The 14386-nt window shown below is 48.8% G+C and carries 13 protein-coding genes and 1 pseudogene; 6 read left to right on the top strand and 8 right to left on the bottom strand.

Annotated features, from left to right (window positions below):
• Window positions 1–356 precede the first annotated feature (356 nt).
• The gene (locus tag H9J30_RS04670) at window positions 357–1181 is read right to left on the bottom strand and encodes a hydratase (RefSeq protein WP_240129940.1); all 825 of its coding nucleotides are present in this window, start codon (window positions 1179–1181) and stop codon (window positions 357–359) included.
• Between the two features lie 319 nt (window positions 1182–1500).
• On the opposite strand from H9J30_RS04670, the gene H9J30_RS04665 reads away from it, so the two are divergent.
• The gene (locus H9J30_RS04665) at window positions 1501–2475 is read left to right on the top strand and encodes a DMT family transporter (RefSeq protein WP_240130073.1); all 975 of its coding nucleotides are present in this window, start codon (window positions 1501–1503) and stop codon (window positions 2473–2475) included.
• Between the two features lie 23 nt (window positions 2476–2498).
• Complete coding sequence (locus tag H9J30_RS04660) at window positions 2499–3107, top strand: HAD family hydrolase (RefSeq protein ID WP_240129939.1); 609 nt, start codon at window positions 2499–2501, stop codon at window positions 3105–3107.
• Between the two features lie 56 nt (window positions 3108–3163).
• On the opposite strand, the gene H9J30_RS04655 is transcribed toward H9J30_RS04660, so the two are convergent.
• The 6 genes from H9J30_RS04655 to uvrA form a co-directional block, all read right to left on the bottom strand.
• Window positions 3164–3688 (bottom strand): hypothetical protein, encoded by a 525-nt coding sequence (locus H9J30_RS04655; protein WP_240129938.1) that lies wholly within the window; start codon window positions 3686–3688, stop codon window positions 3164–3166.
• A gap of 129 nt (window positions 3689–3817) precedes the next feature.
• Complete coding sequence (locus H9J30_RS04650) at window positions 3818–4186, bottom strand: hypothetical protein (protein ID WP_240129937.1); 369 nt, start codon at window positions 4184–4186, stop codon at window positions 3818–3820.
• Between the two features lie 199 nt (window positions 4187–4385).
• A complete protein-coding gene (locus H9J30_RS04645; protein WP_240129936.1) occupies window positions 4386–6236 on the bottom strand; it encodes a DEAD/DEAH box helicase in 1851 nt (616 codons plus the stop codon).
• Window positions 6237–6432: 196 nt separating this feature from the next.
• Window positions 6433–7476, bottom strand: coding sequence for a M28 family peptidase (locus H9J30_RS04640; RefSeq protein WP_240129935.1), 1044 nt, complete (start codon window positions 7474–7476; stop codon window positions 6433–6435).
• 73 nt (window positions 7477–7549) lie between these two features.
• Window positions 7550–7891 (bottom strand): hypothetical protein, encoded by a 342-nt coding sequence (locus H9J30_RS04635; RefSeq protein WP_240129934.1) that lies wholly within the window; start codon window positions 7889–7891, stop codon window positions 7550–7552.
• A 75-nt stretch (window positions 7892–7966) separates the two neighbouring features.
• Window positions 7967–10819 carry an excinuclease ABC subunit UvrA gene (gene uvrA / locus H9J30_RS04630; RefSeq protein ID WP_240129933.1) on the bottom strand — a complete coding sequence of 951 codons (2853 nt, stop codon included), beginning with the start codon at window positions 10817–10819 and terminating at the stop codon, window positions 7967–7969.
• A 391-nt stretch (window positions 10820–11210) separates the two neighbouring features.
• Between uvrA and H9J30_RS04625 the strand changes: the two genes are divergently transcribed.
• Both H9J30_RS04625 and ssb read left to right on the top strand, forming a co-directional pair.
• Window positions 11211–12578: an MFS transporter gene (locus H9J30_RS04625; protein WP_240129932.1), complete on the top strand. Its 1368-nt coding sequence runs from the start codon at window positions 11211–11213 to the stop codon at window positions 12576–12578.
• 108 nt (window positions 12579–12686) lie between these two features.
• Complete coding sequence (ssb, locus tag H9J30_RS04620) at window positions 12687–13391, top strand: single-stranded DNA-binding protein (protein WP_240129931.1); 705 nt, start codon at window positions 12687–12689, stop codon at window positions 13389–13391.
• Here ssb and H9J30_RS04615 read toward each other — a convergent pair.
• Window positions 13388–13619 (bottom strand): annotated as a pseudogene (locus H9J30_RS04615) (hypothetical protein). The gene ssb and the pseudogene H9J30_RS04615 overlap by 4 nt on opposite strands.
• Before the next feature lie 168 nt (window positions 13620–13787).
• Here H9J30_RS04615 and H9J30_RS04610 point away from each other — a divergent pair.
• Together H9J30_RS04610 and H9J30_RS21735 are read left to right on the top strand one after the other, a co-directional pair.
• A complete protein-coding gene (locus tag H9J30_RS04610; RefSeq protein WP_240129930.1) occupies window positions 13788–14027 on the top strand; it encodes a hypothetical protein in 240 nt (79 codons plus the stop codon).
• A 12-nt stretch (window positions 14028–14039) separates the two neighbouring features.
• A complete protein-coding gene (locus H9J30_RS21735) occupies window positions 14040–14327 on the top strand; it encodes a hypothetical protein (protein ID WP_427915898.1) in 288 nt (95 codons plus the stop codon).
• Window positions 14328–14386: the final 59 nt, after the last annotated feature.

The raw sequence follows: 14386 nt of genomic DNA, 5'->3' as shown, positions 1-14386 counted from the left end.
CGGCTATGGCTCACTTGGCTGGTGTTATACCAATCGTATTAAATATCTGTTCATTCAGCGGGAGTTAAACGGGCTTTAGACAAGGCGAAGGCTTGAAGGCATAGTGGCGCTCTGTCGAAAGCCTTAAACGCAGTATAAAGCACGTTCAATCCCGCCCTTCGGGAGCCTCACAGGCATCTCACTCCCGTGTTACATTGACTTAAAAGGAATAACCATTTCTTCGTCAATGCGCCTTGGATTGAGATGCCTGTGAGGCTCTGAACTGATTAGATATTTAATGTGATTGGTATTAGAGATAAGCCAAGAGAGGCTTATCTCTAAGCCGTCGATTGATTTAACAGGATTTATTGCGCGACTTATTTCATTACTTTCTCTACAAACCGCAAACCAAATTGGCCTAGCTCGCCGTAGTGGAACTGGCAGTGCTGATTGAGCGGCAGATCTAATACCCCAGCATAGGAGCCTGTGATCACATATTGTCCTCGGCTTAAGCCAATCCCTTGGGCGGATAAAAAGTTGACTAACCAGTAGAGTCCAGCCTTAGCGAAACCATTTGGATGAACCGCCGCTTTTTGCAGTGCTTCACCCTGTTGCTGGTCGTTATGGGCAATTGCAACGCTTAGGGCAAAATGGCTTGTTTCTATCTCGGCTGTTGCAAGCAGTTCGGGCCCTAACCATAAACCTTGATTGACCAAACCATCGGCGAGGGCGTCCAAATGATTAGCTTCGCTGGGGTTTTGGTAGCGACTTTTGATCAGTTCTAAGGCGAGGCGGGTTTTACCTAGGGCGGCGTCGATTTCGGCTTCTGAATAGGGTGTGGCTCGTGGCGGTAAATCGTTGCCGATTTCAAAGGCGAGCTCGGGTTCGACACGGGCAAGTCCTTTGCTTGAAGGATAAAGCGGACACTCGGCGGTTTGCAGATACACATCTTGTTGATAGATAGGGGCTACCACGGTTTTTTCTGCCGTGGGGAGAAGGCACTTCCAACCCGCAATCGGGTTGCCTTGGGCGCTAAACTGCTGGGCAATGGCTTGTTGTATGGCAAAGGCCTGAGGGAAATCCTTGGGCCTTAACGCTTCTTCTAACAGGGCGTCCGCTTCACCCTTGGCGCGACGTTGCGCGAGTGCTTGTGCCGCAGCGTTAATGGACTCAAGCTGTGCTTTAGTATCTATTGGTGACATTTTTTATCCTAACTGACTTATTTTTAAAGACTTATACAGAGTGGTTTATGCCGCAATAAATGTGCACATAAGGTATCAATTGACTCTATAAATCCAATCTGGGCCAAAAGAGAAATTGTGCTCAATATACCTTTTTGTATTTACAAAGGCTTGATAAAACTTGTCTCCAAAAACTTTACCTGTATCGCGGATGTGAACTCAGGCTTGTCAGCGAAAGTATCCAATCCAACTCAGGGTTAAATCGTTGCTTACGCTAGATCTTGGCGCGGTGCGGTGCCAGAATGGCTCTCCTTTCCTGCTGTATTACTGGAACTTACCCGTGAATCAAAGCCATTCAGGCCCCTTGGCAAATAACCATGCTCAATTGGGGTTATTGTTTATTTCTGTTGCCGTGCTGTTTTGGGGGATTTTACCTATAGCACTTAAGCTATCGGGGAGTTTTATCGACCCGGTGACGTTGACTTGGTTCCGGTTTTTGGTGGCGCTCATCGTCAGTATTTTGGTGCAGTGGAGCGCGGGCAGTTTAAAGCAGTTTACGGCGCTCGATGCCAAGGTTTGGCTCAGGCTTATCCTCGCCGGACTGTTTTTAATGCTTAACTATGTGTCATTCGTTTATTCCCTCGACTATTTAGCCCCGGGCGCGGCGCAGCTTAATTTTCAAACCTCGCCATTTTTCCTCGCCTTTGGTGGCGTGTTGTTTTTTAAAGAGCGCCTCAATGCGGTGCAGCTCAGTTGTTTTGCTAGCTTAGCTTTAGGGATGTTGATGTTTTTCCATCCCTATTTAGATTTTTCTGCCACCGATAACCATGAGATCTGGCTTGGGGTGATGATAGTGCAGTTTTCGGCATTGTCATGGACCACCTACGCACTGCTGCAAAAGTCACTGTTGAACCGTTTGTCCCCCGCCAACGTACTCTTGGTTATATATGCCTTAGGTATTTTGGCGATGGCGCCCTTTAGCGACTTTAGCCAATTTGCGCAAATGGATAGCTTTGACTGGCAAGTGGCGCTGTTTTGTGCCGCCAATACCTTGATTGCCTATGGCTGTTTTGGGCAATCGATGAAGTATTGGCCGACGGCGCAGGTGAGCGCCATGTTGGCGTTAACGCCAGTATTTAGCTTTAGCGCAACGGCGTTAGTGGTGAGTATCGGTTGGTGGCCTGACGTGTTTAAGGCCGATGAGTTAGATGCTTTATCGCTCTTTGGCATAGGTGTGATTATTGTCTCTGTGATGGTGGTGCAGTTGCTGCCCCTGTATCGCCAGCGCCGCGCGAGACGTTTACAACCCATTTAACTGGCAGCTGAATAGGTATCCTAGTGATCACACGCCTGACCGATATTGAATTAGAACAGATCCGCGGGGTTATCTTCGATCTCGACGGTACGCTTGCCCATTCAAACCCTGACTTTAAAGGCTTAAGAGCGGCATTAGGTATTGGATCGGGTACCGATATTCTCGAGCATATCCATAGCCTTGAGACCACTATGGCCAAGATGCAGGCGCTGGAAATTGTCCATGACTACGAGCTTGCCAGCTCGCGCCAAGCGAGCTGGATTGAAGGTGCGCAGGCGCTGATTGCGTTTTTAAAGGCAAGACAACTGCCGCTGGCGATTTTGACCCGCAATATGCCCGAGGCGGCCAAAATCACCATCGAAAAACTCGGTATTGATATCCCTTTAGTGCTGACCCGTTACGATGCCGAGCCTAAACCTCACCCGCAGGGGATCCACTTGATTTGCGAGCAATGGCAGTTGAATCCGGCAGATATCTTGTATGTGGGGGATTATCTATTCGATCTGCAAACCGCGCAAAATGCCGGTAGTCGCTGCGCCCTCTACTGCCCAGAAGAGGTGCCCGACTATGCCCAAGCGGCGGATTTACTGGTCTCTTGCTACCACAGCCTGATTAAGGCATGGCCTAAATAATTTATGCCTTGGCGGTTAACCTGTTTAGCCGCCTATATCTCAATTAATTCAAGTGACTATTTAGGTAATTGCTTACAAAGGTCATCAAATAGGGCAAAACTTTCTGTTAGCACCGTCTGTAATTGATCTTCGTTATAGCACCATGGCTGGTGTTGTGTACGCCAGTCGTTATCCCAGTCAATCTCTTCACCTCGTGCTAACCGCTCCGCCACGGCAATCTGTTGATAGGAGCCACCACCGATGCGCTTATCTTCACGCCATAGGTTAAAGTTAAACACTACCCACTGCAGCATCTCCATCATAAGCCTCATATGTGGGTAGGCGAACTTTTTCGCATTTAGCTTGTAATATCCCCCCTCACTTGTGTAAAAGCGGATCGGGTAAGGGAACTGGGCAACCAGCGCCTGTTGACGCTCGGACGGCACCTTAGGATTAAAATCGCCAGGGAGCTTAGGAAAGCGCGCTAACATGGAGGCATAGCGCTCGGCAAAATTAACCTCGCGGGCAATAGCAATCACGGGTTGTGACACTTCACTTAGGATAAAATTGTGTTGTTGCTCAGTTAACATATTATCACTCATCTTGACTGTTTATGGTGTTATTACCGCAGCCGTTAAAAGCGAATATCCAATATTTCAATTGATTAAAAATGTTCGGTCAATATCAACGTCGCTTTTATCGCTACGGCCTCGCTAAGAGTCAGAAGATATTTAGCGGTTGCTGTGTGTGTCCAGCTTATCTTGCTTATCTTGTTTAAGCCCAAGCCGAATACTGTCGGCTAATGCCACTAACCAGCAGAGTAAAAAGCCATAGAGCAGCTCATTGGCATTGGCAATTGTGGTCTGGGTTTGTTGGGTGATTTCGGCAGAAATCACGGCGATATCAAGCGGTAAGGTGCCGTTTTGAATATCTAAGGCGATCACTTGCGCCACTTGATAGATTTGCATGAGTAGCAGCACAAGGCTCACGACCGCTAAGCTAAAAAACACCAGTGCAGTACGTTTATGTTTTAGGTAAAAATGGCCGCTGCCAGGGGCGACAAAGGCGGATAACAGGCCAGCATTAAAGGCTTTTTTCATCGAAATATACTAATTGCATTGCTAAAGATTACGCCGACACTAATAGACATACTGGCTTAAGTGCAAGTTAATTTGGGCCAAGTATGAGTTAATTTGGAAAATATTGGATAACAAAAAAGGAGCCGAGGCTCCTTTTTTAATGAGATTGTTTTAATGCGATTGTTTTAATGCGCTTGACCTAAGGGTTTAGGTTTGCGGATTACTCTTCGCGTGGTTTGCGTGGTCTACGCTCGCCTGCAGGCTTGTCTGAACGTGGTTTGCGGTCAGCAAACGGCTTGTCACCAGACGCTGCACGTGGCTTGCGATCACCCACTGGGCGGTCGCTACGTGGACGACGGTCGCTACGGGCGCCACGGCCAGAGTCAACAAAGACTTGGTCGCCAGCTTCACGGATATTCAATGGCTTACCACACACGCGCACTTTCTTCAGGTGTTGTAGTACATCTTTTGGCATGCCGTCTGGCAGGTCAACAGTGGTCACTGAATCATAAAGTTGGATTGCACCGATATAACGGCTGTCGATATTGGCTTCGTTTGCGATAGCGCCAACGATATTGCCTACACCTACGCCATTTTCACGACCTACGTCAATCACATAACGGCACATTTTCAGGTCTGGATTGTCTTTTAACGCTTCAGCGCTGCCCAAGCTTGCTGGCATTGGACGTGATTCACGGCTACGGCGTTCACCACGGTCAGCGCCACGGTCGCTGCGCTCATCGCGAACACGCTCTTGAATCGCAGGTAATTGCAGTGGACGCTCTTGCTGTACTTGGTGCAGCAGGGCTGCGGCCAGCAGATCCGTATCTACTTCCAGTTGTTGGCATAACTGAGCAACTGCTTCGCGCATAAACTCGAGATCGTTGTTCATGGTTTGAGCGAGCTGCTCGCCTAAGCGTGACAAACGACGTTCTGCAACCGTCTCTGGGCTTGGCACTTTCATTGGTGAAATACGGCTGTTGGTTGCGCGCTCGATGGTGCGCAGCATGCGCATTTCACGGCTGGTGACGAACAGAATCGCCATACCAGTACGGCCAGCACGGCCAGTTCGACCAATACGGTGTACGTAAGCTTCAGTATCGTAAGGGATATCGTAGTTAACTACGTGGCCGATACGCTCAACGTCCAGACCACGGGCCGCAACGTCGGTCGCGATCAGAATGTCTAGCTTGCCGTTTTTCAGTTGTTCAACCGCGCGCTCACGGGCTTGCTGGTTCATATCACCGTGTAGTGGTGATGAGGCATAGCCACGGGCTTCAAGTTTTTCAGCTAATTCAACGCATGAGTTACGGGTACGAACGAAGATGATAATACCTTCAGTATTTTCAACTTCTAATACGCGTACTAAGGCTTCTAATTTATTGTGCTGTGACACCTGCACAAAACGTTGCTCGATTGAGTCAACGGTGGTGTGGCTTGCAGCGATGCTGATGTTAGTCGCATCTTTTAAATGCTTGTTAGCAACGCGCTTAATTTGCTCTGGCATGGTTGCCGAGAACAAAGCAAGTTGGCGTTGTGGTGGAGTGTGTTCCAGAATCCATTCGATATCATCGATAAAGCCCATTTTTAACATTTCGTCGGCTTCATCGAGAACGAGGGCTTGCAAGGTTTCCAGTTTCAGAGTGCCACGGCGCATATGGTCCATAACACGACCCGGTGTACCCACGATCACTTGCGGGCCACGCTTAAGGGCATTCAACTGTTGTTGCATGCTTTGACCGCCGTAAATTGGCAGTACATGGAAATTCTTCATAAATTTGGCATAGCTACTGAATGCTTCAGCAACCTGAACCGCTAGTTCACGCGTTGGTGCGAGTACTAAGATTTGCGGTGTTGTTTGGCTGGTGACTTTGTTTAGTAGCGGCAGCGCGAAGGCGCCAGTTTTACCTGTACCTGTTTGCGCTTGACCTAAAATATCTTTGCCAGCCATAAGTGGATCAATACTGGCTGATTGAATTGGCGTTGGTTTTTCGTAACCTAGCTCGTCAAGAGCACGCAACAAATTCTCGGATAGGCCGAGTTCACGGAAAGTTCTTTCATCGGATGACATTGGGTTGTAGCCTTGTGGATGCGCCCGGATTGGCGCTTAAGTTTCACAGACAGAAAATCAACCCCGTGTCGATTTCCCGCGCCGAAAACGCCAGATTATAACAGCATTTGAGCCACTTTACCAATCTGGATAAGGATAAATCCTCTGTTTTACGTGCATTTTTTGCCAAAACTGAGCAAGAAACGCGCCACTTCGGCTAGTTTTTCAAAAAGTTGCTATTGAGTTTAATGAGTTCAAAGGCAGATTCTGTTACCGCGGCGAGAAAAACATAGTCCAAGGTTTCTGGCGTATCCTCTGGCGTATGATATTGCGGATGGGTGGGGACGCCAAAATAAAGCCAAGGGATCTTAGCCTTATGGAAGGCGTAATGATCAGATGCTCTGAGCCAATCTGTGCGCTGGATGCTTCTGCCCACGGGTTTGGGGTGGCTGAGTTTAATACAAAGGCCATTGTGTTGGTTTAGCATTGGCCTAAATTGGGGAAATTGATAAAAGTAGCGGCTGCCCTCAAGGTAAATGGCGTAAGGGCGGTTTGGATGCCCGACCATATCCAGATTGAGCATCAGTTCAAATTCCGCTTCAGGCATTCGCTGCTTGAGTTGCTCCACTAAGGCTGTGCTGCCAAACAGTCCAGGCTCTTCGGCATCGGTCGCGACAAACATTAAGTTGATATTGGGGAGCGAGTTTGGGGCGGCAATTTGTTGTTCTTGCCAGTGGTTGGCGAGGGCGAGTAATGCAGCAACGCCGGAGGCATTGTCATCGGCGCCGAGGTAAATCTTGCTACCCGTCATACCGAGGTGATCATAGTGAGCGACTACAATGCGCCATTGATTACTTGGGGTGCGCGCAGGCGCTAGGGCGACCATATTGATCCCCGCTTCTTGGGTTAATAAGGTGGAATATTCGAAGGGAACCTCGAAGGTTGTTCCCCAAGGTTTAAGCCCAAGTTGCTGAAACTGGTGGTTCAAATAATCGCGCGCCTTGGCAGCCCCTTCCGTTTGGGTTTTACGCCCCATCAATTCTGCCGAGCTAAGTGTTTGTACTGTTTGCTCAAGTTCTGCTGGCGCGGCCCAATTCAGTCGAATCGACTCAGAAGAGCAAGTGTATTCAGCTTGTTGAGTGGCACAGGCCGTGAGTCCCACGCACATGCCCATCGCTAAAATGCGCAATAAGCTCCTGTGTATGCTTTGATAAACAGCTGTGACGAGCTGATGGGGAGGCGCTAGCGCTACATTGTCCATGGCTATCCTTAAGGCTGGCAGAAGGAATGATCAATCCTAAGCCTAACAGGGATTTAGCTTGGGCGCATAGGCCCTAATCTAAGATGTGGATCTCGGGGGAGAGCGTCGCCTCTTGATGGGGGCTTAAATTGAAATGCTCCAATCCCGAGACTAAATGCGTGCGCGAGCATATGGTTACCTGAGTATTTTTGGTGAGTCCACCTTGGTCAAGCGTAGTGACTCGGCCATCGGGTAATGCCAGTAGGCTATTTTCTGCCGTGCTATCTAACACGGTAACTTGTAAACGAGTGGGCTGACCGATAATTGGATCAATAGCCGCGATAGCGAGGGCTAATAGCATCAGTCCTAAACTGGTGATCAGCATAACATTGGTTCGGCTTAAGCTGGTTAAGTTGGGGTGATGTTTTGACAACATATCCTCCTCGATGGAGTGCGCCTTGGCTGTGTTTTTCCAAGGCGCTATTTTAGGTTGCGAGCCTTATCTTGTTCGCTACTGCAGTTTGGTTAGCTGTGCATCACGCTCCAGCAGCGGCTTTAAGAAGCGCGCGGTATGGGACGTCGGATGCTGCGCTACTTCTTCTGGCGTACCTGTGGCGAGGATAGTTCCGCCGCCACCGCCGCCCTCTGGGCCTAAGTCGATAATCCAGTCTGCGGTTTTAATCACGTCCAGATTATGCTCAATTACCACAATCGTGTTGCCGTGGGATTTGAGTCGATGCAGTACATCCAGTAGCAATTGGATATCGGCAAAGTGCAGGCCCGTGGTCGGTTCATCCAAGATATACAAGGTTTTACCTGTATCGCGTTTGGAGAGTTCCTTCGCCAGTTTTACCCTTTGCGCCTCACCGCCCGACAGCGTCGTCGCGCTCTGACCTAAACGCACGTAAGACAAACCCACATCCATCAGGGTTTGCAGTTTACGGGCAATCGCAGGTACGGCATCGAAAAATTCGCGCGCATCTTCCACCGTCATTTGCAGGACTTCGTGGATATTCTTGCCTTTATAACGCACTTCTAAGGTTTCGCGGTTATAACGTTTACCCTTACAGGCATCGCAGGGCACATACACATCGGGCAGGAAGTGCATTTCGACTTTAATTAAACCATCGCCTTGGCAGGCCTCGCAGCGGCCACCTTTGACGTTAAAGGAGAAGCGCCCGACCTGATAACCGCGAGTACGGGATTCCTGCGTTCCGGCAAAAATCTCCCGGATTGGGGTAAAGATGCCAGTATAGGTCGCGGGGTTAGAGCGCGGTGTGCGGCCAATCGGACTTTGGTCAATATCAACGACTTTATCGCATTGTTCCATGCCGACAATACGATCATAGGGTGCAGGTTCGTCAACGGTGGCACCGTTAAGTAGCTTATGGGCAATTCTAAAGAAGGTGTCGTTAATCAGGGTCGATTTGCCTGAGCCCGATACCCCAGTCACGCAGGTGAATAATCCCACTGGGATGGTTAAATCCACATTGCGTAGGTTATTACCACGGGCGCCATAGAGCTCAATCACCTGTTTGGGATCGAACGGCGTGCGTGGAGTGCTGATATGAATGTTGCGTTTACCCGAAATGTACTGCCCAGTGACGGACTCGTCACAGGCGATGATTTTCTCAATTGGGCCGTCACAAATCACTTCGCCGCCGTGCACGCCAGCGCCAGGGCCGATATCGATAATATGATCCGCCATGCGAATCGCATCTTCATCGTGCTCTACCACAATCACAGTGTTGCCCAAATCCCGCAGGTGGATCAGGGTTTGCAATAGCCGCTCGTTATCCCGCTGGTGCAAACCGATGGATGGCTCATCGAGTACATACATCACGCCGACAAGCCCAGCACCGATTTGACTGGCTAAGCGAATCCGCTGCGCTTCACCGCCCGAGAGGGTCTCGGCCGAGCGCGATAGGCTTAAATAGTTAAGGCCAACATTGACGAGGAAACCTAAACGGTCGCGCACTTCCTTGAGGATTTTTTCGGCAATTTGGGCTTTTTGGCCAGTGAACTCGAGTTTGTCAAAATAATCGAGGGCTTCACCAATCGACCAAACAGTCAGTTTCGGCAGGTTAAGATCGCCTATAAACACGTGGCGGGCTTCTTCTCGTAGACGCGAGCCGCCACAGCTTTGGCAAGCTTGGGTGTTGATAAACTTGGCTAACTCATCGCGCACCGCGTTACTTTCGGTCTCACGATAACGCCTGTCCATATTATTTAAGATGCCTTCAAAGGGATGATTGCGCACCACCACATCACCACGGTCATTAATGTATTTGAAGGCAATGCTGTCTTTGCCTGAACCGTAGAGGACGATTTTTCTGACTTTATCCGATAGCTGTTCGAAGGGGACTTCGACGTCGAACTTATAGTGGTCGGCCAGCGAACTTAACATCTGGAAGTAATAGAAGTTACGTCTATCCCAGCCGCGAATCGCGCCGCCAGCAAGGGATAACTCAGGGTTGGTGATCACTCTGTCGGGGTCGAAAAACTGTTGTACCCCTAAACCATCACAGGTTGGGCAAGCACCGGCTGGATTGTTAAAGGAGAAAATCCGTGGCTCAAGCTCGGCCATTGAGTAACCGCAGTGCGGGCAGGCGAAGTTGGCCGAGAAGATTAATTCTTCCGTTGCGCCTTCATCCATACTGGCGACCACGGCTATCCCGCCGGAGAGCTCGAGCGCGGTTTCAAAGGATTCGGCGAGGCGCTGCTGGATATCGCTGCGGACTTTAAAGCGATCGACCACCACTTCGATGGTGTGTTTAACGTGTAAATCGAGGGTTGGCGGATCAGTTAAGTCGCAGACTTCGCCGTCGATACGGGCGCGGATATAACCTTGAGCCGATAAGCCTTCGAGTAATTTAACGTGTTCACCCTTACGTCCGTTAACTACGGGGGCCAGAAGCATTAAGCGGCTATCTTCGGGCATTTCTAATACTTTATCGACCATCTGGCTTACGGTTTGAGCCGCTAAAGGCTGGCCGTGAGTAGGGCAGCGGGGTTCACCCACACGGGCAAACAGTAGTCGTAAATAGTCGTAAATCTCAGTGATTGTGCCCACGGTCGAGCGCGGGTTATGTGAAGTCGATTTTTGTTCGATGGAAATCGCAGGGCTTAAGCCTTCGATATGGTCGACATCAGGTTTTTCCATCAAGCTTAAGAATTGGCGGGCGTAAGCAGAAAGAGACTCAACATAACGTCGCTGGCCTTCGGCATATAAGGTATCAAATGCTAAGGAGGATTTGCCTGATCCCGATAATCCTGTGATAACGATTAACTTATCCCTTGGGATAGTCAGGTTGATATTTTTGAGATTGTGGGTTCGTGCACCGCGTATTTCAATCTTATCCATCTATCGCTCAAGTCTTATGCTTAAAAAAATGAGCCTCAGTATCGCATAGTTCGGCGGCTGAGTTTAGTCGATTCTGTGATCTCCGTTTCTCCGCCCGTGTACCTATCACTGTGACGGGGGGGAGCGTTGTGGATTAACTAAGATTAATCCGTGGAAGGGGAATCGCGTGGCTGAACCTGTAAGGTTCAAGTTAACTGTTTGTTGCTAATCGACTTTTAGATAAGTCTTTAAAACAAAGCCCTAAGGGTATTACAACGGCATTTTAACCGCGCTGCGATGGGGGAGTACCGCCAATTTAACATGAGTGCTTAGGGCGGTTTTTCCTTTTGAGCAAATGCTTTTGGGTGTGTTAACATGCGCCCCTTAAAAGACTTCAATCCAAGGCAAAATCATGGGTAACAACGGACTTTCAAGCACCGAGAAAAAAGTCGCGTTTTCTTTAGCCAGTGTATTTGGTTTACGCATGATGGGCTTGTTTATGATCATGCCCGTCTTTGCTCTTTATGGTCAGCATCTAGAAGGTTTTTCACCCCTTTGGGTGGGTATCGCCATCGGTGCCTATGGCTTAACTCAGGCCGTTTTGCAGATCCCCATGGGGATTTTATCCGATAAATATGGCCGTAAACCTGTCATTCTCGCGGGGTTAGTGGTGTTTGCCATCGGCAGTGTCATCGCCGCCAATGCTGAAACTATCTATGGAGTTGTATTTGGCCGAGCTGTACAAGGAATGGGCGCGATTGCCGCTGCTGTATTGGCCCTTGCCGCGGACTTAACGCGGGATGAGCAGCGTACCAAAGTCATGGCGATTATTGGCATGTGTATCGGGCTTTCTTTTGCTCTCTCATTGTTAATCGGACCTATTGTCGCGCAGCATCTTGGGCTGGCTGGGTTATTTTGGTTAACTGCGCTATTGGCAATTTTGGGAATGTTGCTGATCCAGTTTTTAGTGCCTAATCCAATTACCCAGGCACCCAAAGGGGATACTTTAGCGATTCCAGCTAAGCTCAAACGTATGTTTTTTGAGCCGCAATTATTTAGGCTTAATGCAGGCATTTTTATTCTGCACTTAGTGTTAACCGCAGTGTTTGTGGCCTTGCCACTCGATTTAGTCGATGCGGGCCTAGTTAAAGAAAAACACTGGATGCTGTATTTCCCCGCCTTTGTGGGCGCTTTCTTTTTGATGGTGCCGTTAATCATTATTGGGGTGAAGCGTAAAAACACTAAGGCGATGTTCCAAATTGCCTTAGTCATTATGATGTTTGCCCTTGCGGCGATGGCGATTTTTGCCAGTAACCTGTGGGTATTGAGTGCGGCCGTACTGCTATTTTTTACCGGTTTTAACTACCTTGAGGCCTCATTACCAAGCTTAATTGCCAAATTTTGCCCTGTCGGTGAAAAGGGCTCGGCAATGGGCGTTTATTCGACTAGCCAATTTTTAGGGGCTTTTTGTGGCGGCATGCTCGGTGGTGGTGCATTCCAATTAGTCGGTGCCGTTGGGGTGTTTATTGTCGCGCTGGTACTGATGGGCATTTGGTTATTGCTCACCTTAGGGATGAAAAATCCTGTACTGCTTAAGAGTTACACCCTTGAAGCGGCGGTAAAAGATAAAAACCAAGCCCGTGATATGGCGGCGCAATTGTCGCAATTAATGGGCGTGGTCGAAGCGATTGTCGTGTTGGACGAGAAAGTCGCTTATCTCAAGGTTGACGAGCATTTCGATTTAAGAGAAGCCCGAGCTGTGTTAGGCTCTGCTCAATAATAGGTGAGATTGCCTGTAGCATTTGGGGAAGCCGCTTTTCCCTTGCGGCAACAATTATAAACAACATACTGAATTAATAGATTATTTAAAGAATCGCAGGAGATTTCAATGGCCAGTCGTGGTGTTAACAAGGTAATTTTGGTTGGCAATTTGGGACAAGATCCAGAAGTACGTTACATGCCAAACGGTAACGCAGTCGCTAACATCACAGTGGCGACCAGCGAATCGTGGAAGGACCAACAAGGTCAACAGCAAGAACGTACTGAATGGCACCGTGTGGTTCTGTTTGGCAAATTGGCTGAAATTACGGGTGAGTATCTGCGTAAAGGTTCGCAGGTTTACCTCGAAGGTAAATTGCAAACCCGTAAGTGGAAAGACCAAAGTGGCCAAGACCGTTACTCAACGGAAGTGGTGATTGATCAAAGCGGTAGCATGCAAATGCTGGGCAGCCGTAACCAAGGTCAAGGCCAAGGTGCTCCTATGGGCGGAATGCCACAAAACATGGGTTACCAATCAGCCCCACAACAAGCTGCACCTGCGCAAAACCAATACGCGCCAGCACCGCAAGCAGCTCCGGCTTACCAAGCACCAGCGCCACAACCTCAATCTGGCTACAATCAGCAGCCAGCTCAACAAAGCTATGGTCAGCAACCGGCGCAGCCTCACGCTCAGCCACAGGGCGGTTATGCGCCTAAGCCAGCAGCTCCAGCGTATCAAGCGCCAGCGGCTCCTGCGCAGCGTCCAGCACCGCAGCCACAGCAAAACTTCACCCCAGATTTGGATGATGGTTGGGACGACGATATCCCGTTTTAATTCACTTTAGAATCAATTTGAGATTCAAAAACACAGCCCCGTTTACGGGGCTTTGTTTTTGACTCACTTTTTAAGGGCAACATAGTTGATTTAGGTGGACTTATACCAATCGTATTAAATATCTGTTCATTCAGCGGGAATTCAACGCGCTTTAGACAAGGCGAAGGCTTGAAGGCATAGTGGTGCTCTGTCAGAAAGCCTTAAACGCAGTATAAAGCGCGTTGCCATACAGTGAACATCAGCCGCCCTTTGGGAACCACACAGGCATCCCACTCCGGTGTTGCATTGACTTAAAAGGGAATAACCATTTCTGCGTCAATGCGCCTTGGATTGAAATGCCTGTGAGGCTCTGAACTGATTAGATATTTAATGTGATTGGTATTACAGGATGTAAAGATGGAACGATTTTACAAATTGCAGAGTTTTTACCATCGAGATGTGTATTTTGTGTATGGCGAGCGAAATGTACAGTCCTATGCTGATGCCTTGACTCAACCCTCGAATGGCGTTGGCACCTTTTACTATGAAGTAGATGTTCTTGATGATGAGATAACGCAATACGACATTTTACCCACCCTTGGACCTGAGCTGGTGAGTGCAGCATTTGTTGAGCAATTTCAAGATGTTATAGGTTAAGCGGTTCAATTTATTCCCGCCGAAATTTGTGATGCACAGGGGAATATCAATCGGCAGTTTTATGGGATGCAAGTGCTTAATCGTTATGCCTGTATGGATTTAACTCGATCGCAGATAAGCCATCGCACCAATGGACAACACCGCTTTTTGGCGATCCATTCCTTGGTGATTGATGCCAGTCAAGTGATAGAACCATCGATATTTTCCTTACAGGAAAAGTTGGGCTATATCCTAGTGAACCAAGCTCGATATCACTTGTGTCAGTCGCTGCGGGGCGTGGAGTGTGTTCCGTTGGGGTAGGAATCAATAAAAAAGCCCAGCAATAGTCAAATTGCTGGGCTTACATGAGTTAGCTTAAT

This window comes from Shewanella cutis (genome assembly GCF_022410515.1).
In the GTDB taxonomy this organism is placed as follows: domain Bacteria; phylum Pseudomonadota; class Gammaproteobacteria; order Enterobacterales; family Shewanellaceae; genus Shewanella; species Shewanella cutis.
This window is presented reverse-complemented; position numbering and strand designations above follow the sequence as displayed.